The organism is Spirosoma humi (genome assembly GCF_054776575.1).
The window spans coordinates 153481-169809 of record NZ_BAAHBR010000004.1; the positions used below are offsets into that span (position 1 = coordinate 153481).

Consider the following 16329-nt stretch of genomic DNA (forward strand, 5'->3'; position numbering starts at 1 on the left):
ACGCCTAACGAACAAACCATGAATACAACCATCGATACAGCCGTCATTGTCATTTTCTCGGCTTTTGTACTGGCGATTGGCATGCTCTTCGCCCGAACGGGCCGGAACCTGAAATCCTTTTTTGCGGGGGGCGAAGCAGTGCCCTGGTTTATTGGCGGGCTGTCGCTTTTTATGAGTTTCTTCTCGGCGGGGACGTTCGTAGCCTGGGGGTCCATTGCCTACAAACACGGCTGGGTAGCCATCACCATCCAGTGGACCATGTGCATCGGTGCCCTGGTAACGGGTTTGTACCTGGCTCCGCGCTGGAAACAGACGGGCGCTCTCACAGCCGCCGAGTTCATTCGCGAACGATTGGGGGCAACGGTGCAAAAAGTGTACATCTTCATTTTTACACTGGTGTCGCTGTTCATAAAAGGGTCCGTTTTGTATCCGGTGGCTAAGTTGGTAAGCGTTTCGCTTAACCTACCGCTGGTTCCGTGTACGATAGGGCTGGGCTTCTTCATGATCGCTTACACCGCGGTTGGTGGACTTTGGGCGGTGATGGTTACTGATATATTACAGTTCGTCGTTTTATCGGCCGCGGTGTTTATCCTTCTGCCTTTGTCGCTGGATCGGGTAGGTGGTTTCGATGGATTCGTAAACGCTGTACCGGATGATTTTTTCAACCTCCTGAACGGCGAGTACACCTTTGGGTTCGTAGCCGCCTTCGTGATCTACCACATCTGCTACATTGGCGGTAACTGGACATTCGTGCAGCGATACACCAGCGTTGACAGTCCAAAGTCAGCTAAAAAGGTAGCCTTCCTGTTTGCGGGGCTCTATCTGATCAGTCCGGTTATCTGGATGCTTCCGCCCATGATTTACAAAGTCATCAATCCATCGTTAAGCGGCCTGGATACCGAGAATGCGTACCTGATGATCTGCAAACTCGTTTTGCCACCGGGTTTGCTAGGGCTTATGCTGACGGGTATGTATTTTTCTACGTCGGCGAGTGCCAACACCGCCTTAAACGTAGTTTCGGCCGTTTTTACTAATGATATCTACAAAGGATTAATTAATCCAACGGCTTCCGACACTCAGTTGATCCGGGTGGCGCGGAGTTCGTCCTGGCTATTCGGGTTGGGTATGATCGGCATTGCGCTGATGGTTCCGGCAGCGGGCGGCATTGTGGAAGTCGTCTTAAGCATTTCCTCGATTTCGGGTGGGCCGCTGCTGGCCCCTCCCCTTTGGGCGCTGTTCTCCAAGCGCCTGACCAGCCGGGCCACGCTCTGGATCACCGGCATCAGTTTGAGTGCGAATCTATTCTTTAAAATTCTGGCTCCGCTGCTGCTCAATGTCAAGCTGACGCGGGCCGAAGAAACGATGATCGGGATCGGCTTTCCATTCCTGATGTTGCTCGGCTACGAGCTGTGGGCAAGATCAAAGGGAAGCGTCGCTCAGGAGTATTACCAATACCTGATTGCCCGTCAGCAAAAACGAGACGATGCCCAGGCCGAATCGCCCGAAGAAGCGCTGGCGGTACGAAAGCAGAACCGTTTCGGCCTGCGGGTCATTGCGGGCTCCCTGGTCTTTACGGCACTGATGCTGGCAGGTCTGAGCTTCCTGACGACACAGGGCGCTGGCATAACGGCGACGATTTCGGCCGTGGTTTTGGCGCTGGCGCTGATTCCCTGGCAGGCCGCTCAGCGTGTTCAGCTACGATCAGGCCCACAACAAATTGAGGAATTCATCAATACGAATGACTGATAAATGAGGAAATTCTATGTCACGAAGAATAGAAAAATGCCGGTCTTCTGAAACCAAATGGTCAGCATTGGCCACTAAAGCACAATCCACATATTTATTGTCATCGGGATCATTGTACATGAGACCCCATTCAAAATGCACGGACTGTAGTATGCAGTTGTCCAGCGATAACAGGAGCTTAACCACGTTATCAGCAACCGACGGTGACGTCTTCTCGGCTAACTTTTCGTGGTATTCCATCAAAATGTCATTGCTCAGAACTCAGTCAAACTTACCCGCTTTTAACGCATCGAAGATAGAGCGGTATGGAGACGCCACTGGCAGAGAAATAAGCAATACATTAATGTCGAGTATAATTCTCATTGAACAGTGCGGCTACGTAAATGCTCCGCTTTCCATTGCTCAATGGTCTGCTCATTCCAGCCTTTTTCCTGCCACATCTGATTCATTTCAGCATCAATTTTTTGAGCAAAATAGTCAGCCAGTAAGCGCTGAATATCCTTCAGTTCCGCTTCAGAAACGGTATAAGGATACAGTTTCAGTAACTCCATTTGCAAATTACTCAACTTGGTCGGTATCGTTTGAGAGGTAGCCATACCACTAATTGTTTTTTACAAATTTAACCATTAAGCGCTCTAATTCATTAGTCGCACCTATCTAGTACATGACATATTTACGAAAGGCTTTATCAGTAGTATTCATGCTGTGGATCAGCTCAGTAAGTTTCGCTCAATACACGATCCGGGATCCCGATGCGATTCCGCTGCATGGCGAATGGCGGTTTGCTCTCGACCCTGTAGACGCAGGTGAGCGGGGCAAATGGTTTCAGGAAGATGCCTCCCTGAATCGCTGGGACAAAGTGACGGTGCCGCATTGTTTCTCCGTCGACCCACGCTACCAGTTTTACACCGGTACGGCCTGGTATCGCCGGACATTTCCCTTTCAAGTAACTCCCGGAAAACGCGTTATTCTCCATTTCGATGCGGCTTATTACGAAACATCGGTCTGGGTCAACAATCAGAAAGTTGGCACACACGAAGGCGGCTACACGCCGTTTCACTTCGATATTACCGATTACTTAAAAACGAACCCGGCCAACGGCGCGGTGAATACCATCGCGATCTCGGTGAACAACAACACCTGGAAAACGACGACCATACCGGGTGCGAAAGATAATAACCAGCCCGAATCGTTTCCGGGCTGGGTAAACTACGGTGGCCTGATCAGACCTGTTTACCTGACCGTCGAGCCAGCAGTGTATGTAGAAAACATCAAGACAGAAGCTGTCCCGGACTTGGTGAAGGGCACCTCGCTATTAAAAATAAAAACACGCGTTCGGAATGCGGGCCAGCAGACCGTTACCCCCAAGCTCTCGTTTCGGGTAGAGCAGAACGGCAAACCCCTAAACCTGACCTGGAAACAACCGGTGGGCACCATTGCCGCTAACCAGACAACGGTGCTGGAAGCCGAAACGGTGTTGAAAGCCGCCGATGTTAAGCTGTGGAGCATCGATCAGCCAACCTTATACGACCTGCAAGTGATTGCCGCTACCGACACCGTTCAGTCTCACTTCGGTATTCGAAAAGTAGAGGTTCGGAACGCGCAATTGCTCTTAAATGGGCAACCGATCAAAGTGGCGGGTGGCAATCGGGTGGTTGATTACACGGGCTTAGGCTCCCTGGAACCCGATTGGCTGGTCGAAAAAGATATGCGGTTGATGAAAGAAGCGGATATGGAATTGCAGCGGCTCACGCACTATACCCCATCCGAAACCATCTACGACTGGGCCGATCGCAACGGCATGCTTATCATCAGCGAAGCGGGTAACTGGCAGCTCACACCCCGGCAAATGGACAACGACACCATGCGTACCAAGTTTCGGCAGCAGTTCCGCGAGATGGCCGAACGCGACTGGAATCACCCCTGTGTGATTGCGTACAGCGTTGGTAATGAGTACCTGTCCGAACAACCGGCGGGGCAGCGGTGGACCAAAGATATGATTGCCTACGCCCGCGAACTCGACCCAACCCGGCTCTATACGTTCGCATCCATGCGCCTGAATATATTACCAAAGAGACCGGAAGATGAAGCAAGCCAGTACTGCGATTTCGTTTCGACCAACACCTACGGTAACCACACGAATGTGTTGAAACACATCCATTCGCTCTATCCGGATAAGCCAATCTTTATCAGCGAATACGGCACACGGGCCGATGGCAAGGATAGCGAAGCCGGACAGGTTACGCATATCGAAAAGTTTCTGACGGACATTCGGCAGTTGCCCTACGTGGTGGGCGCTTCCTGGTGGTCGTTCAATGACTACTTAAGTCGGCACGACGGCACGAATCCGGACGGCACCCGCCCGTGGGGACTGGTTCGTGGAGATCGTTCGAAACGCCCCCTGTACAAAGCTCACCAAACGGGCATGGCTCCCGTCACGGTCGAAAAAGTAAGCTGGCTACCGGGGAAGGCGGGTGTTCATAACGTAACCCTACGGGTGACGGCCCGGAACGACTTCCCGGCCTATGCCATCAAAAAGTATCAATTAAAGATAGATAGCTTAACGCGGCCTATTCCTGATTTGCAGCCAGGCCAAAGCGCTGACATTATTTTCCCGGTGCGTGGTTTCGACAAATCGATCACCGTAGAGGTCATCAAACCAACCGGCTTTTCCATTTTTACCCAAACCATTGACTCAACGAATGATACGCGAACAAGCAACCGATAAACGAACATTGAAAACCGTTCGACACGAAGCCGATCTAATTGTGGTTGGGGGCGGGTTGTCGGGGGTTTGCTGCGCCATTACGGCGGCTCGGGCAGGCATACAGGTTTTGCTGGTGCAGGACCGTCCGGTACTGGGTGGCAACTCGTCGTCCGAAGTGCGGCTGTGGGTACTGGGCGCTACCTCGCATATGGGCAACAACAACCGCTGGGCGCGGGAAGGGGGCGTTATCGATGAGTTACTGCTCGAAAACCTCTACCGAAATCCGGAAGGCAACCCCCTGATTTTTGATACCATTTTGCTGGAAAAAGTGGTTCTGGAACCCAATATCAAGCTTTTACTTAACACGGCGGTATACGAAGTTGAAAAATCTGACGCCGATACGATTAGCGAACTGAAAGCCTTTTGCAGCCAGAACAGTACCCAGTATGAACTGGCAGCTCCGCTTTTCTGCGATGCTTCGGGCGATGGAATCATTGGCTTTCAGGCCGGTGCGGCCTTCCGGATGGGGGCCGAAAGCCGGGAAGAGTTCGGCGAAAAGTTTGCACCAACCGCCGAATACGGCGAATTGCTGGGGCATTCGCTCTACTTCTACACCAAAGACACCGGTCGGCCGGTGCGCTTTGTGCCGCCCGCTTATGCCCTCGACGATATTACCAAAATTCCGCGCTACAAACGCTTCAACGCACAGGAATACGGCTGTCAGTTGTGGTGGATCGAGTACGGCGGTCGGCTCGATACGGTTCACGATACCGAAGCCATTAAGTGGGAACTCTGGAAAGTGGTGTACGGCGTTTGGAATTATATCAAAAACTCCGGTCAGTTTCCTGAAGCTGAAACGATGACCCTGGAATGGGTTGGACAAATTCCCGGCAAACGCGAAAGCCGGCGATTTGAGGGCGACTATATGCTCACCCAGCAGGACATAGTTGAGCAGCGAACCCATCCCGACGCCGTTGCCTTTGGCGGCTGGTCGATCGACCTGCACCCCGCCGACGGTATTTTTTCGGAGAAACCAGGCTGTAACCAGTGGCACAGCAAGGGCATGTACCAGATTCCGTACCGCTGTCTGTACAGCCGAAACATTACAAACCTGTTTCTTGCCGGACGCATCATTAGTGCCTCCCATGTCGCATTTGGGTCCTCGCGGGTAATGGCTACGGGTGCTCACGTAGGGCAGGCCGTGGGTATGGCGGCAGCCCTATGCACCCGGCATGGATTAAGGCCCCGCGACCTGACCGGACCCGTACAAATTCAGCAACTACAGCAGCAACTACTCAAAACCGGTCAGCACATTCCCGACCTGTCTCTCCACGATCAGGAAGACCTCGCTCACCGAGCGAGCTTGTCGGCATCCAGCGAATTTGTCCTGAATCAGCTTCCTGCAGATGGACCGGTACAACCGCTGACCCATTCGGCGGCTCAGATGCTTCCGTTGCCAGCGGGCATGATACCTCGAATGACAGCCTTCGTTACCGCCGATCAGGCGACAACATTAACCGTCGTCTTACGGCGTAGCAGCAAGCCATTGAACCATACGCCCGATGTGACGCTGGAGACGCTGACCATTCCGCTATTGACGGGAAAGCAGACCATAGAACTGCCCTTTACCAGCCGGATGGACGAGCCGGGATACGTGTTTGTTATGTTTATGAAAAACGAACACGTGCACCTGCAATACAGTCAGTTGCGCGTAACGGGCGTTTTGTCAGTGTTTAACAAAATCAACCCGGCCGTTTCGAACTACGGGAAGCAGGAACCAACGGAGGATATTGGCGTCGATACATTTGAGTTCTGGTGTCCCGAACGTCGGCCCGCGGGGCAAAACATTGCGCTGACCATCCACGATGGCATTCAACTATTTGGTGCCGAAAACACTCGAAACGGCTTTCAACGGCCAACCAGCCAGCCCAACGCCTGGGTAGCAGCCGCCAACGATCCGAATCCGACGCTCACTCTTTCCTGGCCGACCAAACAACGAATCGGCCGGGTTGAACTCCGCTTCGACACCGATTTCGACCACCCGCTCGAAACCGTTATCATGATTCATCCGGAAACCGTTTCGCCATTCTGTGTGGACGAATATGAGCTATGTAATGACCGCCAGGAACGCATTTTTCACCAGACCAATAACCACCAGAGCAACCGCACCATTCAGTTTGAGCAACCCGTCGAAACGAACAGCCTAACTATTCACGTAAAGAAAAACAGCGGCTTGGGAGAGAGTCGTTCTGTACCGGCTTCCCTTATGGAAATCAGATGCTACGAGTAGCGTGGCTTTACTTTGAGAGGACAATTTTCTTCGTTAGAATGGAGTCACCAACGGCCAGATGAAGGAAATACAAGCCCGATGGCAACTGACTGAGATCGAGGGGCTGGTTTATGATTTTGTTCTTAACGGGCACGATCAATTGGCGCAGTAACTGGCCACCAGACCCGGCAATACTCAGTTGAACACTGGTAACGGATGTTGTTAGGTTCGCCTGTAGCTGTACAACCCCACTGGTCACCGGGTTCGGATAAATCTGGAATGTCCCGCTCACACTTGGTTCATTCGCCAGAACGAGTGGTGTGGGCGGTGCCTGAATGCGCAGGTTATCGATTGCCCAGCCCCAGCCGTGCGACAGTTGATCGGCCAGCAACCGGAAGCGAACCAAAATCTGGTCGCCCGCCTGAAACTGACTTTTCTGATTCAGAAGGGCTATGTCGCGGTGTCGGTATAGGGCCGGAACACCGATCATTGTCGAGTTTTGCTCCCCTATTGGACTCATCACCAGACTACTTGTATACGCCCTTAGCCAATCGGGGTTGTCGGCCGAGCTATACGCGTCCAGGAGCGGCCGCCAGGTCGAGCCATTGTCGCTTGACCCTTCCACAACGACATAGTCATAGAAATTTTTATCCCCCAGACGACTTCCTACACCACCCGGTTCTACCAGCACAACCTCATCGAATCGAATAACGGCGCTATCCGGGTTGGCTTTAATTCGAATGGGCGACAGGAGTATGTATTCAAAACTACTTTGGCTTTGGAAATCGGTGCCGTTACGGTACGGATGCTCCGAATGAATCGCCGGATTTCCGAACCCGGCCGGGGTTGTCAGGCTGAAGCCGCTGCCCACAAAGTCGCTGGCTGTTGCCGCATCGGTGAAGGTATTGATGTATTGATCACGAACCCCCTGTTTAGACACCACCCGAAGTTCATAAAACCCTGTGGTAGGGCTAACGGCCTGATTTCTGGCTCTTGCCGAGTCTCTGGCGATGATGCGGTAGGTAACCTTATCGCCCGCTTTCAGCGAATTAGCGGGAAAATTAATTCGGTTTGTGTAGACGCTGTCGTACGTAACGTTGTTGATGGTTTGGCGAGTATACCGCAACGGAAGGTTCGTTTGCGCATTGCCATTAATCTGGTACTCGACATAGGCCGCACTGATACCCGTTCGATCATCGGCAACACGGGCGTAGATGGGTAGACTATCCGCGACGGCTGTAGCGAAACTAATGTTCTTTGCCGGGCTGTACTGGATAATCGGCGGGGCATTGTCGGGGCCAAGGCGAACGTGATGCCAGGTTTGTGCCCCGCCCGAGAGTTTGCCGGGATTTGAAAACGTCCGCCCGGTGGCATCCTGCGCCTGAAAATAATACCAGATGTCTCCCTGTGCCTGCGCGGCCGGAAGAGTATACCGATACGCATCCGTCGTTCCTACTCGTGTCGGCGATACGGTCGTCGACGCCGAATCACTAGCCGTGGGAGCCGTTTTCCGGTAAAATAACCGAACGGAGTTAGCCACCAGATTTGTATCGCTGACGACCCGAACACTGAACAAAAAGTCGTTTACGTCTTCCGAATTTAATACCGGCTCGTGGAGAACCGAAGTCGTTTTCCACTCCATATCCGCAAAGAGCGCAAGGACCATATAGCCCGGCGAGTGAATGGACTCAGCCCGGCCCAGAAAGGCGCTCATCAATGAGTTAATATCCCCTTTTGGATACGTCTCATCGTCCAGATGGTAAATGCTCGATGCCCGATCGAAGGTCGCTTTGGCCTGCAGCCGCAGTTTCTGCAAAGACGTCTGTTTTAGAATTGTGCCATTCAGAAAGAGGTCGTTGCCCGTGAGCTGCCGGTTCAGGAGAATCGAGTTGTTCGGGTAGTCGGTTTGGGAGGTTACTAACCGCTTTCGCTGGCCATTTTCGATGAAGTGGTCGTAAACAGAAGGCAAACCGGCCAGATACTGGCCATTACCCTGATCACCTTTGCCACTTTCGACATTAAAGAAGCCGATGAACCCCAGCCCATGCGCTAACTCATGCAAAGCTGCCGTGACTAGATCGGCCTGGCCGCTGGGCGTTTTTCCGTCCGTACCGTAATACCAATCGTTGTTTCGATTGAAGTCAGCTACGATATCGGCGTCGGTAGGGCTGTTCAGTTCGCGACGGGCAATTTTTTCAGCCAGGGCAATCGGATAAAAAGCCCGGGCTTTTTGTGCCCCATCGAAACTGTAACGGTACGAAGCCGGTCCCGCCGACCCAAGCACGTTGGGCTCCTGAGATACCCAGTTGGCCTGTATTCGAATGGGTACCGGCGAAACGATCAGCGTCGACCAAATGTCAACGGCGTATTGAAAGGCCCGTTTGGCATCAGCCGTAAAGTTGGTATAGGTAACGATAAACTGCGCTGTAGGGGCCATTGGGCGGCCATTGGGGCTTATTCGATTCAGGAAACCAGCCGGTGCCGGTATGCGCGACACGGCATCGTATCCCGTTGAATAATAAGTACATTTAGTACCTGCCAACGACAGGCTAACGGGCTTTGCCAGCCCTTCACCTGACCCGACTCCATTTCCTTTCTGCGCTGATACACGCGTCGCACTCAGTAGTCCGATGATGAAAATCAGTCGGAACACATACCCATAATTCATATAAACGTATAGCGTTTCGGCTCAGTAGCTGTCGTGTTACCTGATTGGGCAAAGTTCACTACTAATTGGCAACGGACAATATACTACGGGGCCGTTTAGAAATAAACGACCCCGTATAGGAAATGAATTGACCGAACCGATAACTTAACGAAACAGGCCTATGCCTTATACCGAATCGGCGGTTCGCTTCAGCACAAGCGATACCGAGTTCAGGCAATACCGGAGGCCGCCGGGAGGAGGGCCATCATTGAAGACGTGCCCAAGGTGCGCATCACAGATGTTGCACAAAACCTCGACCCGAGACATGCCGTAGCTGTTGTCTTTTTCCAACCGGATACGCTCCTGCTCAATGGGTTCGGTGAAACTCGGCCAGCCCGTCCCCGACTCAAACTTTGTTTTTGATTCAAATAACTCCGTACCACAGCACACACAAGCGTAAAGACCGGGGTCGTGCGCTTCGCAGTACTCTCCCGAGAAAGCCCGTTCGGTGCCTTTTCCGCGCGCTACCCGGTACTGTTCCGGCGTCAGTTGCCGGCGCCATTCTTCGTCCGTTTTTATCACTTTTTGGATCATAACCCGTTTGTCGTTTTAGCGTTTGTCATTTTGGGAACCAACCGGTGTTACTTTGTTTTGACAGATAACCGCGCTGGCTTACTCAATTCCTGTGCAAACCGTATGAACGTAAACACGCTGGTCTATCAATTTGTCTTTTTAAGGCCGTAAATTTGCACCCAGCTCGGTTTACGAGCGATAGGTGCACCAGGCCGTGTAGCCACGGACCGCTACAGGCAGGAAACCGTAAACCAAAAGAACATTGACCACCCGGCAGATTTTACAGCAATTTTGGGGTTACTCCACCTTCCGGCCCATGCAGGACGATGTGGTCAATACGGTGTTAGCCCGGCAGGATTCCCTTGTTCTGATGCCAACCGGGGGCGGAAAATCCATCTGTTTTCAGGTACCCACCCTGGCCATGAAGGGGGTTTGCATTGTGGTAACCCCGCTCATCGCCCTCATGAAAGACCAGGTCGAGCAATTGCGCAAACGGGGAATTCCGGCAGCGGCCATTTACTCGGGAATGCATTACCGCGAAATTGATACCATTCTCGACAACTGCATCTACGGAAATACCAAGTTCCTGTACGTTTCGCCCGAACGACTCCGTACGGAAATCGTCATCGAACGGGTGAAGCAGATGGTTGTCTGCCTGTTGGCCGTTGATGAAGCCCACTGTATTTCGGCCTGGGGGTACGATTTCCGACCGCCCTATCTGCAAATCGCCGAGTTTCGCGAGCTTATTCCCGATACCCCCATTATTGCGCTAACGGCTTCGGCCACGCCCGATGTTCAGGCGGATATTGTCGAAAAACTGGCCCTGCGAGAACCACAGATTTTTCGGCAATCCTTTGCGCGGGCAAATCTGTCTTACTCAGCGGTTCTCGAAGAAAACAAAGACGCCCGCTTACTTCGTGTCCTCCAGAATGTGCCGGGTTGTGCCATCGTATACGTTCGTAGTCGTAAGCAGACCCAACAGGTAGCGCAGTGGCTCGTGCGACAGGGCATTTCGGCCGATTTCTATCATGCAGGCTTGACAACCCAGCAACGCACGGAAAAACAGGATGCCTGGATTCAGGACAGAACGCGGGTAATGGTCGCCACAAATGCCTTCGGTATGGGCATCGACAAACCCGACGTTCGGGTCGTGGTGCACCTGGACGTACCCGATTCGCTTGAAGCCTATTATCAGGAAGCGGGTCGTGCCGGGCGTGATGGACAGAAGGCCTATGCTGTCATGCTTTACACCAACAATGATCTGGAGAATTTGCGGTTCCGAACAGAGCAGTTGTACCAACCCATTGAGATGCTCCGCCGGGTGTATCAGGCCATTGCCAATTATACGGCGGTACCCGTTGGCGGGGGCGAGTTTACCAGTTACGATTTCGACCTGAGCGCGTTTACCAATACCTTTAACCTGCCACCTCAGGAAACCCATTACGCGCTCAAGCAGCTTCAGTTGGAAGGCTTCATTCAGCTCAACGAGAATTATTACCACCCTTCCCGACTGGCCATTGTGCTGGATAATCGCCAGTTGTACGAGTTTCAGGTCCTGAATCCGCGTTTCGACTCGTTCCTCAAATTACTGTTACGGCTATACGGGGGCGAGTTATTCACTGACTTCATCACCATTTCGGAATCGACACTGGCGCGGGCTTTTATGCTGAATCAACCCGAAATTGAGGAGCTGCTTGAACAACTGCATCAGCGCAACGTGGTCATCTACGAAAAACAGAAAGATAAACCCCAGCTTACGTTTCTGACACCCCGACTCGATGCACCCTCGCTTCCGGTCAATGTGCAGGAGCTGAACCGCCGAAAAGAACTGGCCATGCGAAAGGTGCAGGCCGCTATCCTCTATACCGAACACCCGACCCAGTGCCGAACCCGGCTTTTACAGGCGTACTTTGGCGAAAAACCGGGCGTTGATGGCGCATCGCCGGACCGGACTTGTGGGATTTGCGACAACTGTATAAAGAAGAAAAAGAAAGCAGAGGCTGCCTCGTCAGCAGTCCGGGAACAGGTCCGCGACTACGTTGCCCTGGCTAACGGCCCCGGCGTATCGCCCAAGCAGCTCTCGTATCATTTTGCCCAAACCGATGCGGATACCCTGGCCCAAACGCTGAAACAAATGCTGGCCGAAGAGGAAATTCAGTACAACAAAAGCGGGAATCTGACGCTGAAATAATCTATTTCCCCTTCCCTTGGTCCGTGTCCTCACGGACCACACACGCGTCAGCAAAACCATCCGGTCAAATGGTCCGTGAGGACACGAACCACGGAATGTATAACACTATTCAAACCGCTCTTTATAATGGGTTAAAAAGCTGAATGTCCTATCGCCAGTCTTATAAAACTGAGCCGATGACCAATAGTACTCCTCAGGTCGAATGGCCAGGTTCCAGTGTTCTTGCAATGGATTATTATGGATATAATCAATCTTTTGCAAGACTTTCTGGGAGGAGTCCATCAGTACCGCGAGCGGATCACGTTGCCAAAACTGATGTTGACGTTTTCCTTCATTCACCCGAAAAAAAGCTAGTACCTGTGGATGGTAGGCTTTTAAATCAGCTAAAAATTGATGGCTAGTGAATTTGTTAAAACTAGCCAGTGGCGTTTCCTTTCCATTTACGTCCCGCATTTCCCAAACGGCATGAATGTGATTGGGCATGATGACAAATGCATATACGACGATAGTATCTCGTCTGGCTAATTCGCACCAGCAGTCAATGATGATTTGCTTGTATTTGTCAGGGCCTAGTAGTCGCTTCCAGTTACGAATGGTATTGGTCCAAAAATAGACTTGGCCGAAATCCATATGTGAGTTACGAAAGCCATTAAGGGAAGACGGAAGCATGGAATGACGAGTTGGTGCACAAAACGTCCATAAGACAAATCATGGCAAGAGAAGTAACATAAATCATTACGGTGAAAATTGCTAACGCGTGAGTGGTCCGTGAGGACACGGACCATGGAAATAACCTGACCGCACAGAATACCTAGGTTTCCGACAATGAAGTGACTTCTTTTTCATGGCTATAACAAAAGCGTTGAACAGCTGTTTTTGTCTACATGCCTAATCCGGTCAGTGAATTGACTTGATTGATAGGCCTTTGCTCAACGACAATATGGAAACAACTGAATTTCGCCCAAAATCGGAGGAAATCCCTGGTCAACAGCTCCCCTACCCAGCCCGGCAGTCGGACATGAACCCGGCCCCCGATAGTGACCTATCTAACTACAAACCAGCGGGTAAGCTCACCGACAAAATAGCCATCGTAACCGGTGCCGATTCTGGCATTGGTCGAGCAGTAGCCATCGCGTTTGCCATGGAAGGAGCCGATGTAGCCATCGTGTATAATGAAAATACCGACGACGCTAGATACACCAAACGACTTGTTGAGAGCAAGGGTCGATCCTGCCTGGTTATTCAGGCTGACGTTCGGAGCTCGGCGGCCTGTAAAGACGCCGTTCAGCGAACGGTTGATCATTATGGTAAGTTGAATATTCTGGTCAATAATGCCGCCTTTCAAATGGCACAGGAGAAACTGGAAGACATAACCGAAGAGCAACTCCGGCGCACCTTCGATACCAATATTCTGGCTTATTTCTTTATGGCTCAGGCCGCTTTGCCTTATCTGCACGATGGCGATGCCATCGTTAACACGGGCAGTATAGTCGGTATTGTTGGCAACCCAATTCTGGTTGATTACACCGCGACCAAAGGGGCGATTCATGCGTTTACCAAATCGCTGGCCATTCAGTTGGGGAAACGGAATATCCGGGTTAACTGCGTCGCGCCGGGACCCGTCTGGACACCCAACATTCCGGCGACAATGCCCGAAGACGAAGTCAAAAACTTTGGCCATGAAGTAGCGCTTGCCCGTCCTGGACAGCCCGAAGAACTAGCGCCGGCCTATGTCTTGCTGGCCTCCAATGAAGGTAGCTTTATGACAGGCAGCATTATTGAAGTAACCGGCGGCAAGCTGGGATGATGATTAATGTATGAGGTAGGCGACTGGGTGTATGGCTGTATATACGGAATACACCTTATAGCCAACGTTATACACTGACCATCCTACACAACATACCCTACCAACTACACGCCACCATGCACCCCCACTATCCGCCTAACACGGTTCGTGCGTTGCTGGATACCGATCAGGTAACCGATGCAACCCGACAGGCGCTTACCGAACGGCTTCAGCAGCCCCCTCATCAGCCCACCTTCTTTTCCACCAGTGAGTTTGCCTTACTACAAGCGGTTTGCAACCGCCTGATTCCGCAGGATAACCCTTCTGGCTGGATCGATATGGCGAGTCATATCGATAAGCGATTGAGCGAGCAAAAAGGTGATGGCTGGCGCTATGATGCGATGCCATCCGACGAAGATGCGTATAAACTCGGCCTTCGGGGTATTGATGAAAGCGCTCAATTGACCTTTCAACAAAACTTTCGAAACATTTCGGCTGAACAACAGGACTTTATTCTGAAAGCCGTTCAGAAAATGGAAGCGCCTGGTGACACTTGGAAGAAGCTTCCTGCCGACCGGTTTTTCGAAGAACTGTTGACCGAAGCGACCGAAAACTATTACAGTCACCCATTGGCGCAGGAAGAGATTGGCTACGTCGGCATGGCCGATGTTCCAGCCTGGAACCGCCTTGGCCTGAATCAGTTGGAAGATCGCGAACCGAAACGCATTGGGTAAAGGGCTCAGGGAAGCAGTCTACAAGTTACTGCATACTCTGGAAACACCCTGCTCTGTGTTCTTTGACCAATCACTATGCAAACTTACTCAACTACAGAAACCGTTGACGCGGTCATTATTGGTACAGGTGCGGGTGGCGCTCCCCTGCTAGCCCGATTAGCCAGGGCTGGCCTGCGCGTTGTTGCCCTCGAAGCCGGTACTCACTGGAACCCGGCACGTGATTTTGCTACCGACGAAAAAGCCCAGGAAAAGCTCTTCTGGAACGATGAGCGGCTAAGCGCAGGCAACGACCCTCTACCATTCGGAAGTAACAACTCCGGTACGGGTGTCGGCGGCTCTACGCTCCACTACACCGCTTACACGCCCCGGGCTCAGCCCGATGACTTTCAGATTCATACCGATTTTGGTGTGGGATACGACTGGCCCATCGGGTTTGATCAGATTGAGCCCTATTATGAAGAGGTCGAGCAGTTTTTGGGTGTTTCAGGACCAGCGACTTATCCGTGGGGACCCGCCCGAAAGAAGGCGTATGCCCTGGGGCCGCTCCCCATCAACGGAGCGGGCCAATTAATGGAGAGAGGTTGTAAAGAACTAGGCATCAAAACGTCCCCAGCCGCGAATGCCGCCCTATCGGCCCCTTATTATCAGGCAGGGGTGGGGTATCGCCCGGCCTGCACCAACCGGGGTTTCTGTCAGGCGGGTTGTAACATTGGGGCCAAAGCCAGTATGGATGTTACTTACATTCCGCTGGCGATCCAGTATGGAGCCGAAATACGGCCGGAATGCTTTGTAACGCAGTTACCCAAAGACGCATCTGGCAAACTGATCGAAGTCGTGTACATCCGCAATGGGCAGGAAGAACGCCAGCGTTGTCGGTATGTCTTTCTCTGCGCGGGCACTATAGAGACCGCGCGGCTCTTACTTCTCAATGATCTCGCTAACAGCAGTGGACAAGTTGGCCGGAATGTGATGGCTCACCCCGGATTGCAAATTTGGGGTGAGTTCGACGAAGACATTCGCCCGTACAAGGGCATTCCCGGTGCATTGATTTCAGAAGATACCCACCGCCCCAAAAACCACAACGGCGGACCGGTCGACTTTGTGGGTGGCTATCTGCTCCAATCGATTGGTGTTATGCCGGTTACGTACATGACCCAAATGGCACGGGGGCGTGGACTATGGGGAAATGAGCTAAAACAGGCGGCTCTGGCCTATAATCACGTCGCGGGTATCAATATCCTGGGCGACTGCTTACCCCATGAACACAACTACATGGAATTGTCGGAGGAGAAAGACACCCGGGGTATGCCAAAACCTCGTATTTACTTTTCCAATGGCGACAACGAAAAACGAATGGTTGCCCACGCGGATAAGATCATGCGTGACATTTGGTCTGCTGCGGGGGCCAGAAATGTGTGGGCTTTCCAACGTAATGCGCACGTTATTGGCACTTGCCGGATGGGTACTAACGCCGAGACCGCCGTTGTTAATGCCGACGGGCAGTCGTTCGACATTCCGAACTTATACATCAGTGACAATTCAACGTTTCCGAGTGCGCTAAGCGTCAATCCTGCCCTGACAATCATGGCATTGGCGCTCCGGACAGCCGACCGTTTTTTGGCAAGCGAGGGCGCTAAAGCACGAACCGTAGCCAGTCACTAATTTACCGATTACTC

Annotated in this window: 12 protein-coding genes; 7 read left to right on the forward strand and 5 right to left on the reverse strand. The window is 52.2% G+C overall.

Features of this window, described 5'->3' with window-relative positions; all coding sequences use genetic code 11:
- Nucleotides 1–18 precede the first annotated feature (18 nt).
- Complete coding sequence (locus ACYU8Y_RS06570; protein WP_460935428.1) at nt 19–1746, forward strand: sodium:solute symporter family protein; 1728 nt, start codon at nt 19–21, stop codon at nt 1744–1746.
- On the opposite strand, the gene ACYU8Y_RS06575 is transcribed toward ACYU8Y_RS06570, so the two are convergent.
- Together ACYU8Y_RS06575 and ACYU8Y_RS06580 are read right to left on the reverse strand one after the other, a co-directional pair.
- Nucleotides 1702–2004: a PIN domain-containing protein gene (locus ACYU8Y_RS06575; protein WP_460935554.1), complete on the reverse strand. Its 303-nt coding sequence runs from the start codon at nt 2002–2004 to the stop codon at nt 1702–1704. The two genes, ACYU8Y_RS06570 and ACYU8Y_RS06575, sit on opposite strands and share 45 nt — an antisense overlap.
- A gap of 101 nt (nt 2005–2105) precedes the next feature.
- Nucleotides 2106–2342, reverse strand: a complete 237-nt coding sequence (locus tag ACYU8Y_RS06580) for a hypothetical protein (protein WP_460935430.1) — start codon at nt 2340–2342, stop codon at nt 2106–2108.
- A gap of 104 nt (nt 2343–2446) precedes the next feature.
- Here ACYU8Y_RS06580 and ACYU8Y_RS06585 point away from each other — a divergent pair, with 104 nt between their 5' ends.
- Complete coding sequence (locus ACYU8Y_RS06585) at nt 2447–4474, forward strand: glycoside hydrolase family 2 protein (RefSeq protein ID WP_460935432.1); 2028 nt, start codon at nt 2447–2449, stop codon at nt 4472–4474.
- Nucleotides 4449–6743, forward strand: coding sequence for an FAD-dependent oxidoreductase (locus ACYU8Y_RS06590; RefSeq protein ID WP_460935434.1), 2295 nt, complete (start codon nt 4449–4451; stop codon nt 6741–6743). The genes ACYU8Y_RS06585 and ACYU8Y_RS06590 overlap by 26 nt, the downstream gene beginning before the upstream one ends.
- Before the next feature lie 7 nt (nt 6744–6750).
- Here the strand turns inward: ACYU8Y_RS06590 and ACYU8Y_RS06595 are convergent, their stop codons facing one another.
- Together ACYU8Y_RS06595 and msrB are read right to left on the reverse strand one after the other, a co-directional pair.
- Entirely contained in the window at nt 6751–9390 is a 2640-nt protein-coding gene (locus ACYU8Y_RS06595) for a T9SS type A sorting domain-containing protein (protein WP_460935436.1), read from the reverse strand.
- A gap of 165 nt (nt 9391–9555) precedes the next feature.
- Entirely contained in the window at nt 9556–9963 is a 408-nt protein-coding gene (msrB, locus tag ACYU8Y_RS06600) for a peptide-methionine (R)-S-oxide reductase MsrB (RefSeq protein ID WP_460935438.1), read from the reverse strand.
- A 241-nt stretch (nt 9964–10204) separates the two neighbouring features.
- Between msrB and ACYU8Y_RS06605 the strand changes: the two genes are divergently transcribed.
- Complete coding sequence (locus ACYU8Y_RS06605; protein WP_460935440.1) at nt 10205–12133, forward strand: RecQ family ATP-dependent DNA helicase; 1929 nt, start codon at nt 10205–10207, stop codon at nt 12131–12133.
- A gap of 105 nt (nt 12134–12238) precedes the next feature.
- Here the strand turns inward: ACYU8Y_RS06605 and ACYU8Y_RS06610 are convergent, their stop codons facing one another.
- On the reverse strand, nt 12239–12802 hold the full coding sequence (locus ACYU8Y_RS06610) for a transposase (protein ID WP_460935442.1): 564 nt from the start codon (nt 12800–12802) through the stop codon (nt 12239–12241).
- Nucleotides 12803–13073: 271 nt separating this feature from the next.
- Between ACYU8Y_RS06610 and ACYU8Y_RS06615 the strand changes: the two genes are divergently transcribed.
- From ACYU8Y_RS06615 to ACYU8Y_RS06625, 3 genes are all read left to right on the forward strand, one after another.
- Nucleotides 13074–13940, forward strand: coding sequence for an SDR family oxidoreductase (locus ACYU8Y_RS06615; RefSeq protein WP_460935444.1), 867 nt, complete (start codon nt 13074–13076; stop codon nt 13938–13940).
- Between the two features lie 116 nt (nt 13941–14056).
- The gene (locus tag ACYU8Y_RS06620; protein WP_460935446.1) at nt 14057–14653 is read left to right on the forward strand and encodes a gluconate 2-dehydrogenase subunit 3 family protein; all 597 of its coding nucleotides are present in this window, start codon (nt 14057–14059) and stop codon (nt 14651–14653) included.
- A 75-nt stretch (nt 14654–14728) separates the two neighbouring features.
- The gene (locus tag ACYU8Y_RS06625) at nt 14729–16315 is read left to right on the forward strand and encodes a GMC family oxidoreductase (RefSeq protein WP_460935448.1); all 1587 of its coding nucleotides are present in this window, start codon (nt 14729–14731) and stop codon (nt 16313–16315) included.
- Nucleotides 16316–16329: the final 14 nt, after the last annotated feature.